This is a genomic window from Aeromonas sp. (genome assembly GCF_051657805.1).
Classification (GTDB): domain Bacteria; phylum Pseudomonadota; class Gammaproteobacteria; order Enterobacterales; family Aeromonadaceae; genus Aeromonas.
In genome coordinates, this window is the sequence record NZ_JBOFLJ010000024.1 from 331,847 (window position 1) to 345,740 (window position 13,894).

A 13,894-nucleotide genomic window follows, 5' to 3' on the forward strand; every position below is an offset into this window, starting at 1 on the left:
TTAATAGGAAGGATTATGATATCTGGCATTCTTGCGTCCCCCGGTATCGCATTCGGCAAGGCGCTTCTTCTGAAAGAAGATGAAATCGTTATCAATCAGGGCAAGATTTCTGTTGACCAGATTGACGCCGAAATCAACCGCTTCCTCGAAGCCCGCACCAAGTCAGCCGCACAGCTGGAAGCCATCAAGGTGATGGCCGGTCGCACCTTCGGTGAAGAAAAAGAGGCCATCTTCGAAGGCCACATCATGCTGCTCGAAGATGAGGAGCTCGAAGGGGATATCAGATCCTTCATCAAAGACAACAAGGCATCCGCCGACAAAGCCATCTATGAGGTGATCGAGCAGTACGCCAAGATGATGGCCGAGCTGGATGACCCTTATCTGCGTGAGCGCGCCACCGACTTCCGTGACATCGGTACCCGTCTGGTGAAGAACGTGCTGGGCATCGCCGTTGTCAACCTGAGCACCATAGACGAAGAGGTCATCCTGGTCGCCAAAGACCTGACCCCGTCCGAAACCGCTCAGATCAACCTGAAATACGTGCTGGGTTTTGTCACCGACATCGGTGGCCGTACCTCTCACACCTCCATCATGGCCCGCTCCCTGGAGCTGCCGGCCATCGTGGGGACAAACGATATCACCGAGCGCGTCAAGAATGGTGACGTGCTGGTACTGGATGCGATCAACAATCAGATCGTCCTCAATCCGACCGCCGATCAACTGGCCAAGTTCAAAGAGCTGCAGGCCCAGTTCCAGGCTGAGAAAGATGAGCTGGCCAAGCTGAAAGACTTGCCCGCCATCACCCTGGACGGCCATCAGGTCGAGGTGTGCGCCAACATCGGTACCGTCAAGGATACCGAGGGTGCCATCCGCAATGGCGCCGAGGGCGTGGGTCTGTACCGCACCGAGTTCCTGTTCATGGACCGTGATGCGCTGCCGACCGAAGACGAGCAGTTCAAGGCCTACAAAGAAGTGGCAGAGGCCATGCCGGATCAGCCGATCATCGTCCGTACCATGGACATCGGCGGCGACAAAGAACTGCCCTACATGAATTTCCCGAAAGAGATGAACCCCTTCCTGGGCTGGCGTGCCGTGCGGATTTTCTTCGATCGCGCCGACATCATGAACGCCCAGCTGCGGGCCATACTGCGCGCCTCCGCCTTCGGCAAGCTGCGCATCATGTTCCCGATGATCATCTCCGTCGAAGAGTTCCGCAGCCTGAAGGCCACCGTAGAGACGCTGAAAGCTGAACTGCGCGCCGAAGGCAAAGCCTTTGATGAATCCATCGAAGTGGGTATCATGATCGAGACCCCGGCTGCAGCCGTGATGGCACATCATCTGGCCAAGGAAGTGGATTTCTTCAGTATCGGTACCAACGACCTGACCCAGTACACCCTGGCCGTCGACCGTGGTAACGAGATGATTTCCGCCATGTACAACCCGCTGTCACCCTCCGTCCTGACCCTGATCAAGATGGTCATCGACGCTTCCCATGACAATGGCAAGTGGACAGGTATGTGCGGCGAACTGGCGGGTGACGAACGCGCCACCCTGCTGCTGCTGGGTATGGGTCTGGATGAGTTCTCCATGAGCGCCATCTCTGTACCGCGTATCAAGAAGCTTATCCGTAACACCAACTTCGAAGATGTGAAGGCAATGGCAGACCAGGCCCTGAGCTTTGCGACCGCCGCCGAAATCGAAGCCTGTGTAGATAACTTTATTAAGCAGAAGGCAGTCTGCTAAGATCGCTGCAAACAGCGACAATCATCTCTAGGAGCTTTTACTATGGGTCTGTTTGATAAACTGAAGAAACTGGTTTCCGATGACAGCTCTGACACCGGTGGCATCGAGATCTTTGCCCCCCTGTCAGGCGAAATCGTACCGATCGAAGATGTGCCCGACGTGGTCTTCGCCGAGAAGATCGTCGGCGACGGCATCGCCATCAAGCCGGCTGGCAACAAGATGGTGGCTCCGTGCGACGGCACCATCGGCAAGATCTTCGAGACCAACCACGCGTTCTCTCTGGAATCCGACTCTGGTATCGAGCTGTTCGTTCACTTCGGTATCGACACCGTTGAGCTGAAAGGCGAAGGCTTCACCCGTATCGCTCAGGAAGGTCAACAGGTCAAGCGCGGTGATACCATCATCGAGTTCGATCTGGCCGTACTGGAAGCCAAAGCCAAGTCTACCCTGACGCCCGTGGTCATCTCCAACATGGACGAGATCAAAGAGCTGATCAAGATGACTGGCGCCGTGACCGTCGGTGAGACTCCGGTGATCCGCATCAAGAAATAAGGCGACCCTGGTCTCAAGCCAGCTGCCGCAACAAAAAACCGAAGCCTTGGGCTTCGGTTTTTTTATGGTCGTTTGCCAGACCTTGGAGGCGTATCCGGCGTGTCACACCATGAATTGGCTATTGCCGCCGTATGCTATCCAGTTAAACATTAACCAACTAAGAACCCCTGTCAGACCCACGCCTGACAGGGGTTTTGGCTTAAATCGGCATTCAGGGGCTCAGGGCAGGCATACCCGGCTCTCGCCCCCCCCTAGGGCCTCGACCCTTATCTGCACCCCGATACGCTCTACCAGGGTCTGGACGTGGGAGATGACGCCTATCTGACGTCCCGCCGCCTGTAGGGAATCGAGGCTGGAGAGGGCCAGATCCAGGCTGTCCGGATCCAGGGTGCCGAAGCCCTCGTCGATAAAGAGCGACTCGACCTGGGTCTGGCGCGACGACAGGCTGGAGAGGGCCAGGGCCAGCGCCAGGGAGACCAGGAAGCTCTCACCGCCGGAGAGGGAGTCCACCGAGCGCACCTCGTCCCCCATGTCGAGATCCACCACCTGCAGCGCCAGATCGGTGCCGGGCACCCGCTCCAGCCGATACCGAGGGGAGAGCTCGGCGAGCTGGGCATTGGCCTCCAGCAACAGACGCTCCAGGGTGAGGCTCTGGGCGAAGGTGCGCAGCTTGGCCCCGCTGGCCGATCCGATGAGATCCGAGAGCTGCTGCCAGTGATCCGCCACCCCTTGCTGGCGCACCAGCTCAGCCTGCAGACTGCCCGCCTGCTGCGCCGCCGCCTCGGCCTGAGCCAGGGTGCTCTTGCACTGGAACCACTGCTCCTCCAGCTCGCGGCAGCGGGCCTCGCTGGCGACCAGGGCCTGGGTCAGCGCCTCGCCGGAGAGGGCGCTGAGCTCCCCGTGATGCTCGCGGTAACGCTCGAGCTTGGCCTCCTCCAATGCCTGCGCCCGCCGACGCTCCCCAAGCCGGGTGCGGGCCTCGGCCAAAGCCTCGTCCAGTTGCTGCAAGGCGGCGCGCCGCCCCTTGATCTCGTCGGCAGAGAGGGAGAGCAGGCGGCGCAGCTCGTGCTCGGCGATGCCGAGGCTGCTGGCATGGGCCGCCCAGCGCCCCAGCACCTCCCGCTGACGGCGGCTGCTCACCTGCTTGTCCTGCTCCAACTGGGTCAAGCGGGTCTTGAGTTCCGTCTGTTTCTCACGCAGGGCGCGCAAGGCCAGGGCGGCCGCTTCCAGCTGACGGTTCACCTCTTGCAGCCGCCGCTGCCACTCCTCCTCCACCTCGGCGATGGGGCGTCCGGCGAGGCAGGAGTCCCTATTGGCCAGCAACCCTTGCCGCTGCTGCTCCCCTTCCTTGTAATCGCGCTCCAGCCTGTGCAACAGCTCGTTCTGGCTCGCCGTCCGCGCCTCCTGGGCACTCAGGATGGGGGTCAGATTCGCCAACTCGGCACCGAGTCGCTCCCATTCCCTCTGCCCCTGCAGGCAGGCCTCACAGCACTCTTGCCACTCCTGCCAGCGCCCCTCCTCGGCCCAGGGGCGCCAGGGCTCGGCTCCCATCTGACGATCCAGCCTGGCCTCTCCCTGAGCCAGCCGTTGGCACAAGTGCTCCTCCTGCTCCGCCAGCCCCTTGAGCTCGGCCTCCCACTCGGCCTTCTGCCGCCCCTGTTCGTGCCATCTCTGCTCGAAGGCTTGCTGGCGGGCGCCGAGCTGGGCGAGCTGCTCTCGCAACCCCGCCAATGTCTGTTGCCCCTGCCGGGCCTGCTGCAACTGCTGCTGGCCCGCGGCCAGGCGTTGCTCCAACGCATCACTCTCTGCCAGCAGCCGGGCCTGCAGCTCGGTCCACTCGGCAGGGCCCCGGCTCAGTGGCAGCTGCTGCCCTGACAGTCCCAACCCACCGAGTTCGGCCCAGCGCTGGGCAAGCTGCTCGGATCTCGCCGTCAGTGCTGGCAGTTGTTGCTGGCGGGCCGCCAGCTGACGAGCCAGCTCCGCGTGCTCGCTCTGCTCCTGGATATGCTGGTGATTGAGCCTATCCCACTCCAGCGCCAACTGGCGGGCACGCTCCCCCTGCTGGGCCAGAATGCCCGCCACCTGGGGCTGGCTCTGACGGTAGGGGTGCGCCGTCGAGCCGCAGAGCGGACAGGGCATCTCATCTTGCAGCTCGTGGCGATGCTGCTCGAAACTGGCCACGGCCCTGGCCTGTTCGAGGGCGAGGCGGGCCTCGTCCCGCTGGATGGCGAGACGGGCCAGCACGGGCTCCCGCTCGCCGTGCGAGGCGGCGAGGCGGGTCAGCTGTTGCTCGAGCTGGCTCAGCTCCTGGCAGAGCCGCTCCTGCTGCTCGCTGTGACTGCGCCCGCTCTGGGCCAGCTCCAGCAATTGTTGCACCCGTGCCAGTTGCTGGGTGTCGGCTTGACGCTGCTCCTGCACCCTGGCGACCCTGGTGTCCCACTCCTCGGCCAGCAGCCGATCGTGCTGTTGCTGCAGCCGGATATGCTCCTGTTGCCAGTCATCCCGCTCCCGCCGCCCCTGTTCGAGGCTCCCATTCAGCTCCCGCAGTGCCTGGATTCGCTGCGCATGAAGCTGCTGCAATCGCTGCTGTTGTCCCCGCCCCTCGGCCCAATCCTGCATGGCCGCCAGCAGGGGTTGCCACTGGGGCGCCAAGGGGATCTGGGTCTTGCGATCGTCGAGCCACTGGGCCCAGCGCTGTCGGTCAGCCTCCAGCGCCTGTACCCGCTCACGCTGCTGCCGGCACTCCTGCAGCAGCGTCACTTGCAGGGCCCGGGCCTGGGTGCCCTGCTGCTTGATCTCCTGCAACAAGCTGGCTTTTTCCCTGATCCGGGTGTCGAGTTCCTGGGCCCGTTTCAGCTCGGGCTGCAAGGCCCCCCACTCCCGCTCGGCCGCACTCTTCTGTGCTATCAGGTGTTGCTCATTGAGCGCAGCCTGCTGCTGATCGAGCTCGACCTGGCTCAACTCAGGACCCAGCTGGCCTATCATCAGCGTTTGCTGCTGCAGCTCATGCTCGAGGCGGGCCAGCTCGTCGTGATCGGCACGGGCCACCTGGGCCTGCTCGGCACGGAGGAACTCCTCCCTAAGGGGGGCAGCCTCGCCATGGGCCTGCTCGGCGGCGGCGAGTTCAACCTGCCCGGCCTGACAGGCCTGGCTCAGTGCCGCGATACGCTCATTGAGATCGCGAAAATCCTGCAGCAACTGCTGCTGCTGGCGCTCGTGCTTGAGCTGGGTTGCGAGGCTCTGCTGACGACCAACCCACTCCTCCCGGGCCTCCTCGTTCATCAGGGGAATGTCGCCGAGGCGTTGGGTCAGGGTGGCCAGGGTCTGCTGCTCCGCCCTGGCCCGCTCATGGGTCTGAATAGAGATGGCGGAATAGAGCTCGGTACCCGTCATCCGCTCCAGCAGCGCCGAGCGCTCGTCGGCGCTGGATTTGAGGAAGGCGGCGAACTCCCCCTGAGGCAGGATCACCGCCCGGCGGAACTGCTCCCAGGAGAGACCCACCAGTTCGTCGATACGATCCTGCAGCTCCCGCTTGCTGCCGGAGAAGACTTGACCGCTCTCGACGTCGGTCAGGCTGCGCTCCTGGGCCTGAAAGCGTCCCTCCGAGCGATTGCGGGCCCGGCGTACCGCCCAGCGAGCCAGATAAATGCGGCCGTCACAGCCGCGAAACTGCACCTCGGCAGAGCCGCTGGCATGGCCGCGACTCAAGATGCCGCGCACGTCGTTGGCCTTGAGCTTCTCCTCGTCATCGAGGCGCCCCACCTCGGCCACGTTCTTGCGGTTGGCGATAAAGCGCGGCATCTCGTCATAGAGCGCGAGGCAGATGGCGTCGAGCAGGGTGCTCTTGCCCGCCCCCGTGTTGCCGGTGATGGCGAACAGGCCGGCGGCCCCCAGAGCCCCCCGGTTGAAGTCGATGGTGAACTGGCCGGTCAGGCTGGCGAGGTTCTCGCCAGAGAGAGAAAGGATCTTCATGCGTTCCACGCCTCCATCCATACCGACCCGATGTCGAGCGTGCTCTTGCCCGCCCCCGTGTTGCCGGTGATGGCGAACAGGCCGGCGGCCCCCAGGGCCCCCCGGTTGAAGTCGATGGTGAACTGGCCGGTCAGGCTGGCGAGGTTCTCGCCAGAGAGAGAGAGGATCTTCATGCTTCCGACTCCTTCACCTGCACCAGGATCTCTTCAAACGAGGCGACCAGTTCGGGGGCTGGCTCTCCCTCGAACTGACGCTGGTAGCAGAGCCTGAACACCTCGGTCGGGGAGATCTCGTCCAGCCTGCGCCGGCTCGCCCCATCGGCGAGCCCCTGACCCGAGCCCTGATAACGGGTGCTGATGCGGGCGAGACGCACCGGCTTGTCCGCCATGGCCGCCAGCACCCGCTCACGGATGCGGGCCTCGGGCCTCGGCAACAGCAGCCGCACCTCGAGGAAGGGTTGAGCCTCCGTGGGCAATGGAGGCACCTCGAGCGCCGCGATGGCGTTGAGCGCCTCATCGAGGGCACTCTCCGGCAGCCGGATCATCTCCACCGCGCGGGGCACGGGGATCCGCTCCAGCCCCACCAGCTTGCCGTGTTCCAGCGTCACCTCCAGCACCTGATGGTTGTAGTTCGCCTCGGCCAGGGAGAGCGGCAGCGGCGAGCCGCTGTAGTGCACCCCGGGCGCCGGGCTCTGGGCCAGGTGGAGATGGCCGAGGGCCGTATAGTCCGCCTTTGCGAAGATGTCGGCGGGCAGGGCGTGTTGATTGCCGCCGAGCACCCGCCGCTCGGAGAGCTCCGACAGCTGTCCCGCCGCCAGGTAGGCGTGCCCCATGGCGATGAGGGCCTGATCGGGCTCGCAGCGCGCGCGGCCGGCATCCAGCACGGTGGAATAGATCTGGCGAACCCCTTCGATCAGTCTGTCCTGCCCCTCCTCCAACTGTTCGACTCTGAGATCGCTGCTGCGCAGGAACGGCACGGCGGCGCACCAGGCGGCCACCTTGCCCGTCTTGTCTTGCAACGGTACCAGCAGACGATCCGTCTCGAGTCGCCCCTCGGCGTCCCGGCTTATACTGCCCACCAGGTGCAGATCGAAGGCCCGCAGCAGCTCGTGGGGGGCGTCCAGCTTGGAGGGGGAGTCGTGGTTGCCACCGATCAGCACCATGTTGAGGTGAGGCAGCTCGGCGCGCAGCCTGGCCAGGAAGCGATAGAGCTGTTGCCAGGCGCTGGCGGGGGGATTGGCGGTGTCGAACAGATCGCCGGCCACCAGCAGGGCGTCTATCTGCCGCCCCTTGATGGTATCGGCCAGCCAGTCGAGGAAGGTGTCGTGTTCGAAACGGCGCTCGTGGCCATGGAGTTGATGGCCAAGGTGCCAGTCGGCTGTGTGCAGGATCTTCATGAGAAAGCGGCTCGGATAAAGAGGGAGGTAGTCGCGCTACCCTGTGCAGACAGGATGCGGACAGCGCTCCCTTTTTTCAAGCAAGATAGCCTGCCAAATCAGGGCACTAGCCTGGTATTCTGATAGCCGGGCAGGACATCTTGTACTGAAGATGACCGGTCAGGGGATCCGCCACCTCCCCCCCGATGACGAAACCGTGGCGGCGATAGAAGCGCACCGCCGGCTCGTTTTCCACGAACACCCGGGTGTGCAACGCCTTGCCCTGCGCCTTCACCTCCTGCAGCAGGGCATGACCCACCCCACGCCCCTGCCGGTCGGGGCGCACGAAGAGCGCGGCCAGAAAATCCTCTACCAGGGCCGTGAAGCCGAGCAGGTCGCCCCGTTCCTCGAACACCCAGATGCGGGCGTGGTCGAGGTAGCGGGTGCGCAAGTCCTCCTGAGCCTGCCACCAGCAGGAAGCGTCGACGAAATCATGGGCCTGCAGGGAGGCCAGCAGCCAGATCTCGACGATCTCTTCCATGTCTTCCGGCCGACTCATTCTCAACATTTTTTTATCCTTGTTAACAAGCTGAACACATGCAGTCTAGGGGAGTTTCCTGCTGATTTTGGGGAGCAAGATGGTGCCCTGTGAGCATGATCATCCTTTATTTAGCGAGAATGATTGGCTGATCACAAAGCGCCTCTCTAGTACAATGCCGGCCGGACAATCTATGAGACCGAGGACGCCATGTGGTTTAAAAACCTGCAGATTTATCGCTTTACCCGCCCCTTCGAGCTGACCGCAGAGCAGCTGGAAACCCAGCTCGAGGCCTGCGCCTTCACCCCCTGTGGCAGCCAGGACATCTCTCGCTTCGGCTGGGTCAAGCCCCTCGGCAAATTCGGTTCTACCCTGACTCACGCGGCCGCAGGCCACCTGCTCATCTGTGCCCGCAAGGAAGAGAAGATGCTGCCGGGTACAGTGGTCAAGGAGATGCTGGCGGAGAAGGTTGAGGCGATCGAATTCGAGCAGGGCCGTGCCCTCAAGAAGAAGGAGAAGGAGGCGCTGAAGGAGGAGATCATGCATACCCTGCTGCCCCGCGCCTTCAGCCGCACCAGCCAGACCTTCGCCTGGATCAACCCCGCCGACAACCTGATGGTGGTGGATGCGGGCTCCGCCAAGAAGGCGGACGATCTGCTGGCCCTGCTGCGCAAATCCATTGGCACCCTGCCGGTGGTGCCGGTGGCCCTCAAGAACCCGCCCGAGATCACCATGACCGAGTGGCTAAACGAGGGCAACCTGCCCGCCAGCTTCACCCTGGAAGACGAGGCGGAGCTGCGCAGCGCCATGGAGCACGGCGGCATCATCCGCTGCAAGCAACAGGATCTGATGAGCGAGGAGATCAAGAATCACCTGGCCAACGACAAGCTGGTGACCAAGCTGGCCCTGAACTGGGGCGAGACCCTGAGCTTCGTGCTGGGAGACGATCTCTCCATCAAGCGTCTCAAGTTCAGCGAAGAGCTGCGCGAGCAGAACGACGACGTGACCAGCGAGGATCCCGCCGCCCGTCTGGACGCCGACTTCGCCCTGGTGACCGCCGAGCTGGCCCAGTTCATCCCGGCACTGTTCGCCGCTCTGGGTGGGGAAGAGCAGTCCATCTGATGTCCGGCCCCGCTGGCGACAGGATTTAGCGTAAAAAAACCGCCAACTGGCGGTTTTTTCATGGCCATCCCCCGGCTCAGAGGGCACCGCGCTGCTGCAACAGCCCGTGCAGCCGCTCCGCCAGGGTGCGATAGCCCTGCTCGTTGAGGTGCACCGTATCGGACTTGAGGCCCGGGCTGCGCAGCAGCTCGCCGATGCTGTCGTTGTCCAGCACCAGCCGGTACTGATCCGCCAGCTCTTCGTAGAGGGGAGCCCCATCGGCGAACAGGGATTTGCGGGGCACGCCCACCAGCAACAGCTGGGCTCCGCTGCCTTGCACCGCCTCTATCATGGCGGCGAGATTGCCCTTGAGCGCCCCCTCCCCGCTGCCCCGCAGGATGTCGTTGCCCCCCTCCAGCAGGATCACCAGTGCCGGCCTGTGCTCGGCCAGCAGGGCCGGTAGCCTGGTCCTGCCCGCCTCACTGAGCTCCCCCGAGACCCCGGCATTGATGACGGGGTGGCCGCTCAGCTCCGCCAGCACGCTGGGGTAGCTCTGGGCCGGGCCAACCCCGCGCCCCTCCGTCAGGCTGTCGCCGAAGGCCAGTATGGTCTCCCCCGTTCCCAGGGGTCTGAATTCGGGCTCGCCACACCCGGCCAGCAGCAGACAGAGCAGGCCCATCACGACACCTCTCATCCCTTCCCCCCTCAACCCTGGGTTCAATCGTTGATAGATTTGTAACCATATGAGTAGAAAGACAATCTTTCAATTGAGCCTCAATTGTGACAGATTTCTGGAGTTGCACAATAAATCGACAAGGAGAGTGTCATGTCCCTCAAACCCCTCGGCCTACTGGTCACCCTCAGCCTACTGGGTCCCCTGGGCCTGCTCGCAGGCTGTGCCCCCCAGAGCGCCTTTCACTATGTGCCCCCACCCCAGACCCTGATCGCCCCCGAGGCGGCCAGCGGCTGGACGGACAAGCCAGGCTGGCAGGGCCGCGACTTCATGGTGGCCGCCGCCAACCCGCTGGCGGTGGATGCGGGCTACCAGATCGTCAAGGCTGGTGGCAGCGCCGTGGATGCCGCCATCGCGGTGCAGCTGGTGCTGACCCTGGTGGAGCCGCAATCCTCCGGCATCGGGGGCGGCTCCCTGCTGCTGGTGTGGGATGGCCAGAAAGTCACGGCGGTGGATGGCCGGGAGACGGCGCCGGCGGCTGCCACGAGTCAGCTGTTCATGAAGGATGGCAAGCCCCTGGCCTTCTACGACGGGGTGGTGGGGGGTCGCTCCGTCGGGGCGCCCGGCACGGTGCGCGCTCTGGCGCTGGCCCATCACCGCTATGGCAAGCTGCCCTGGGCCAGCCTGTTCGAACCCGCCATCGCGCTTGCGGAACAGGGCTTTGTGATAAGTCCGCGGCTGGCCACCCTGATCGCCAAGGATCCCTACCTCGCCAGAGACCCCGAGGCCCGCGCCTACTTCTATCAGCCGGACGGTACGCCCAAAGCGGCCGGCAGCAAGCTCACCAACCCGGCCCTGGCCAAGGTGCTGAGAACCCTGGCCCAAGAGGGGGCCGACGCCTTCTATCGGGGGCCGCTCGCCGACGCCATGGTGACCAAGGTGCGCCAGCACCCCACCAATCCCGGCGTGCTGGCGGCGGCGGATCTCGCCAGTTACAGCGCCAAGCTACGGGGCGGCCTCTGTTTTGACTACCGCCAGAGCGAGATCTGCGGCTTCCCCACCCCCTCCTCCGGCACCCTGGCCCTCGGCCAGATCTTCGGCATGCTGGAGAGCCGGGACATGGCGGCCCTCAAACCGGTGAAAGGACCGGACGGAAAACTCGCGGCCTCCGCCGATGCCATCCACCTCTACAGCGAGGCGGCGCGCCTCGCCTTTGCCGACCGCAACCAGTATGTGGCCGACGGCGACTTCGTCTCCGTGCCGGTGGCGGGCATGCTGGACAAGGGCTATCTCAATGAGCGGGGCAGCCTCATAGGCCCGAGATCCATGGGCGTGGCCAAACCCGGCAACCCGCCAAGTGCGCTCGCCATGGGCAAGGATGCCACCCCCGAACTCCCCTCCACCAGCCAGGTCTCCATCGTCGATAGAGAGGGCATGGCGGTCTCCATGACCAGCTCCATCGAGGATGGCTTCGGTGCCAGGCTGATGGTCAACGGTTACCTCTTGAACAACCAGCTCACCGACTTCTCCTTCACCTCGGTGGATGCGGCCGGCCTGCCGGTGGCGAACCGGGTGGAACCCGGCAAGCGGCCTCGCTCCTCCATGTCCCCCCTGCTGGTGTTTGACAAGCAGAGCGGGCAGCTCGAGATGAGCCTGGGATCGCCGGGGGGCTCCGCCATCATCAACTACGTGGGCAAGGCACTGCTGGGCACTCAGGACTGGGGGCTCAATCTGCAACAGGCCATCGATCTGCCGAACTTTGGCAGCCGCAATGGCCCCACCGAGCTGGAGCAGGGACGCACGCCGCCGACTGTGGTCGAGGGGCTCAAGGCCAGAGGCCACGAGGTACTGCTCAATGAACAGACCTCGGGCCTGCAAGGGGTGGAGCGCAACGCCGGCGGCTGGTTTGGCGCCGCCGACCCCAGGCGTGAGGGGATCGCCAGGGGCGAGTAACGACTTGCTGGCACTGAGTTCCACAAGTACAGCGAAGGCGGCCCGGAGCCGCCTTCGCATTCATTGACGACAACTCATCAAAGATTGATTTTATCTGCCAATAACGGGAGAAAAGGCACACGGCCTCTCCTTTAAAATTGCATTTATGCGCCTTTAATCTCAAATAATGACTTAAACTTGGATAAGTGTTGTTCTGAATGGATAAATACATTATTTTTCAATAGAAACGGCAACTGTTGTCCCCCAATTCCCTGCTTACTGCGGCCAACACTGTCTCTTTCGCCCCCTGCTCATTGACAGCTGCCCTCTTCGCCGCCGCGCGATCTGGTAGCCCCTGACTGCCATTAGCGAGGTGACGACATGGACCACTCACTCCCCCTTATCACGACCCTGGTTGGCGGCCTGGTGCTGGCCTATATCTTCGGCATGCTGGCCCAGCGCCTGCGCATCTCCCCCATGGTGGGCTATCTTGCCGCCGGGGTCATATGTGGCCCCTTCACACCGGGTTATGTCGCCGATCTGCAGCTCGCGCCCGAGCTCGCGGAGATCGGGGTCATCTTGCTGATGTTCGGAGTCGGCCTGCACTTTTCCGTGAAAGATCTGCTCTCCGTCAAGCACATCGCCATCCCGGGTGCCATCGTCCAGATCACTCTCGCGACCCTGCTCGGCCTCGGCCTCTCCCAGCTGCTCGGCTGGAGCATCACCGCCGGGGTGGTGTTCGGCCTTGCCCTCTCCACCGCCAGTACAGTAGTGCTGCTGCGGGCTCTGGAGAGCCGGGGCCAGGTCGATACCAACGAGGGACGTATCGCCATCGGCTGGCTCATCGTCGAGGATCTGGTGATGGTGCTGGCCCTGGTGCTGCTCCCCATCCTCGCGAACCTGCAGCAGGGGGATGAGAGCCTGACCCTGGGTCATGTACTACGGGATATCGGCCTTACCCTGGCCAAGGTGGCCGCCTTCATCGCACTGATGGCCATCGGTGGTCGCCGCCTCATCCCCTGGCTGCTGGCCCGTACCGCCGCCACCGGCTCCCGCGAGCTGTTCACCCTAGCCGTGCTCTCCTGTTCCCTCGGCATCGCCTTCGGTGCGGTCAAGCTGTTCGGGGTCTCCTTCGCCCTCGGCGCCTTCTTCGCCGGGGTGGTGATGAACAGCTCCCACCTCAGCCACAAGGCCGCCAACGATACCCTGCCCCTGCAGGATGCCTTCGCCGTGCTCTTCTTCGTCTCCGTGGGCATGCTGTTCGACCCCACCATCTTGCTGCGCGAGCCCTTGGCAGTGTTGGCGACCATCTTCGTCATCGTCATCGGCAAGTCGGTGGCGGCCTTCGCCATAGTGCGGCTGTTCGGCCACAGCCAGCGCACCGCCCTGACCATCTCAGCCAGCCTGGCCCAGGTGGGGGAGTTCTCCTTCATCCTGATGGGGCTGGGGGTCATGCTGGAGCTGGTACCGGGCGTCGCCCGCGATCTGGTGCTGGTCGGGGCCTGCTTCTCCATCATGCTCAACCCCCTGGTATTCAACCAGGCCGAGCGCTGGCTGAGGCGCAGCCCTGAGCCACACGAGGTACCTCCCCAGTGCGCTCTGCATGGGCATGTCGTGGTGGTGGGGGCCGAGGCCATCGGCAGCCATCTCATTCGACAGTTGCACGAGCAGGGGCGGGAGATGGTGGTGATCGACACGGAGGATCGCCTGCTGGAGCCCTGGCGCGCGCTGGGGATCACCTGCCTCACCGGCCATCCAATCCAGCAGGATCTGCTGTCGGTGGCCCTGCCCGATGCCAGCTGGCTGCTGATCACCCTGGATGACAGCCTGCTGGCGGGTGAAATCGCCGCCGCCGCGCGGGAACAGGGCGGCTTGTTGCGCATCGCCGCCTGTGGCCAGCAAGCCGAAGAGGTGCATCATCTGCGAGTACGCGGGGTGCACCAGGTCGTGCTGCGGGAAGAGGAGGCGGCGCGCCGCCTCTGTCAGCTGGCGACTCAGCCAGCCTGAT

At 63.8% G+C, this 13,894-nt stretch carries 9 protein-coding genes and 1 pseudogene; 5 read left to right on the top strand and 5 right to left on the bottom strand.

The window, feature by feature from the left end:
• Window positions 1-15: 15 nt before the first annotated feature.
• Entirely contained in the window at window positions 16-1,743 is a 1,728-nt protein-coding gene (gene ptsI, locus ACRCYW_RS10615; protein ID WP_438550071.1) for a phosphoenolpyruvate-protein phosphotransferase PtsI, read from the top strand.
• A gap of 42 nt (window positions 1,744-1,785) precedes the next feature.
• A complete protein-coding gene (gene crr, locus ACRCYW_RS10620) occupies window positions 1,786-2,295 on the top strand; it encodes a PTS glucose transporter subunit IIA (protein WP_042061931.1) in 510 nt (169 codons plus the stop codon).
• Window positions 2,296-2,514: 219 nt separating this feature from the next.
• Here crr and ACRCYW_RS10625 read toward each other — a convergent pair whose 3' ends face one another.
• From ACRCYW_RS10625 to ACRCYW_RS10640, 4 genes and pseudogenes are all read right to left on the bottom strand, one after another.
• A complete protein-coding gene (locus tag ACRCYW_RS10625; protein WP_438550072.1) occupies window positions 2,515-6,267 on the bottom strand; it encodes an AAA family ATPase in 3,753 nt (1,250 codons plus the stop codon).
• Between the two features lie 35 nt (window positions 6,268-6,302).
• Window positions 6,303-6,440: pseudogene (locus ACRCYW_RS10630) on the bottom strand (AAA family ATPase); the annotation flags it as partial.
• Window positions 6,437-7,663, bottom strand: a complete 1,227-nt coding sequence (locus ACRCYW_RS10635) for an exonuclease SbcCD subunit D C-terminal domain-containing protein (protein ID WP_438550073.1) — start codon at window positions 7,661-7,663, stop codon at window positions 6,437-6,439. The gene ACRCYW_RS10635 and the pseudogene ACRCYW_RS10630, both read right to left, overlap by 4 nt.
• A 106-nt stretch (window positions 7,664-7,769) precedes the next feature.
• Window positions 7,770-8,210 (bottom strand): GNAT family N-acetyltransferase, encoded by a 441-nt coding sequence (locus ACRCYW_RS10640; RefSeq protein ID WP_438550074.1) that lies wholly within the window; start codon window positions 8,208-8,210, stop codon window positions 7,770-7,772.
• 180 nt (window positions 8,211-8,390) lie between these two features.
• On the opposite strand from ACRCYW_RS10640, the gene rdgC reads away from it, so the two are divergent.
• Window positions 8,391-9,302 (top strand): recombination-associated protein RdgC, encoded by a 912-nt coding sequence (gene rdgC, locus ACRCYW_RS10645; RefSeq protein ID WP_438550075.1) that lies wholly within the window; start codon window positions 8,391-8,393, stop codon window positions 9,300-9,302.
• Window positions 9,303-9,378: 76 nt separating this feature from the next.
• Here rdgC and ACRCYW_RS10650 read toward each other — a convergent pair whose 3' ends face one another.
• Window positions 9,379-9,975 (bottom strand): GDSL-type esterase/lipase family protein, encoded by a 597-nt coding sequence (locus ACRCYW_RS10650; protein ID WP_438550076.1) that lies wholly within the window; start codon window positions 9,973-9,975, stop codon window positions 9,379-9,381.
• 132 nt (window positions 9,976-10,107) lie between these two features.
• Between ACRCYW_RS10650 and ACRCYW_RS10655 the strand changes: the two genes are divergently transcribed.
• Both ACRCYW_RS10655 and ybaL read left to right on the top strand, forming a co-directional pair.
• Window positions 10,108-11,907, top strand: coding sequence for a gamma-glutamyltransferase family protein (locus ACRCYW_RS10655; RefSeq protein WP_438550077.1), 1,800 nt, complete (start codon window positions 10,108-10,110; stop codon window positions 11,905-11,907).
• Between the two features lie 360 nt (window positions 11,908-12,267).
• Window positions 12,268-13,893, top strand: a complete 1,626-nt coding sequence (gene ybaL / locus ACRCYW_RS10660; RefSeq protein WP_438550078.1) for a YbaL family putative K(+) efflux transporter — start codon at window positions 12,268-12,270, stop codon at window positions 13,891-13,893.
• Window position 13,894: the final 1 nt, after the last annotated feature.

Bases quoted from the DNA above. Each gene is read 5' to 3' on its own strand.
- crr (WP_042061931.1), top strand. From the start codon at position 1,786: ATGGGTCTGTTTGATAAACTGAAGAAACTGGTTTCCGATGACAGCTCT.
- ACRCYW_RS10655 (WP_438550077.1), top strand. From the start codon at position 10,108: ATGTCCCTCAAACCCCTCGGCCTACTGGTCACCCTCAGCCTACTGGGT.
- ACRCYW_RS10640 (WP_438550074.1), bottom strand. From the start codon at position 8,210: ATGTTGAGAATGAGTCGGCCGGAAGACATGGAAGAGATCGTCGAGATC.
- ybaL (WP_438550078.1), top strand. From the start codon at position 12,268: ATGGACCACTCACTCCCCCTTATCACGACCCTGGTTGGCGGCCTGGTG.
- rdgC (WP_438550075.1), top strand. From the start codon at position 8,391: ATGTGGTTTAAAAACCTGCAGATTTATCGCTTTACCCGCCCCTTCGAG.
- ACRCYW_RS10625 (WP_438550072.1), bottom strand. From the start codon at position 6,267: ATGAAGATCCTTTCTCTCTCTGGCGAGAACCTCGCCAGCCTGACCGGC.
- ACRCYW_RS10635 (WP_438550073.1), bottom strand. From the start codon at position 7,663: ATGAAGATCCTGCACACAGCCGACTGGCACCTTGGCCATCAACTCCAT.
- ptsI (WP_438550071.1), top strand. From the start codon at position 16: ATGATATCTGGCATTCTTGCGTCCCCCGGTATCGCATTCGGCAAGGCG.
- ACRCYW_RS10650 (WP_438550076.1), bottom strand. From the start codon at position 9,975: ATGAGAGGTGTCGTGATGGGCCTGCTCTGTCTGCTGCTGGCCGGGTGT.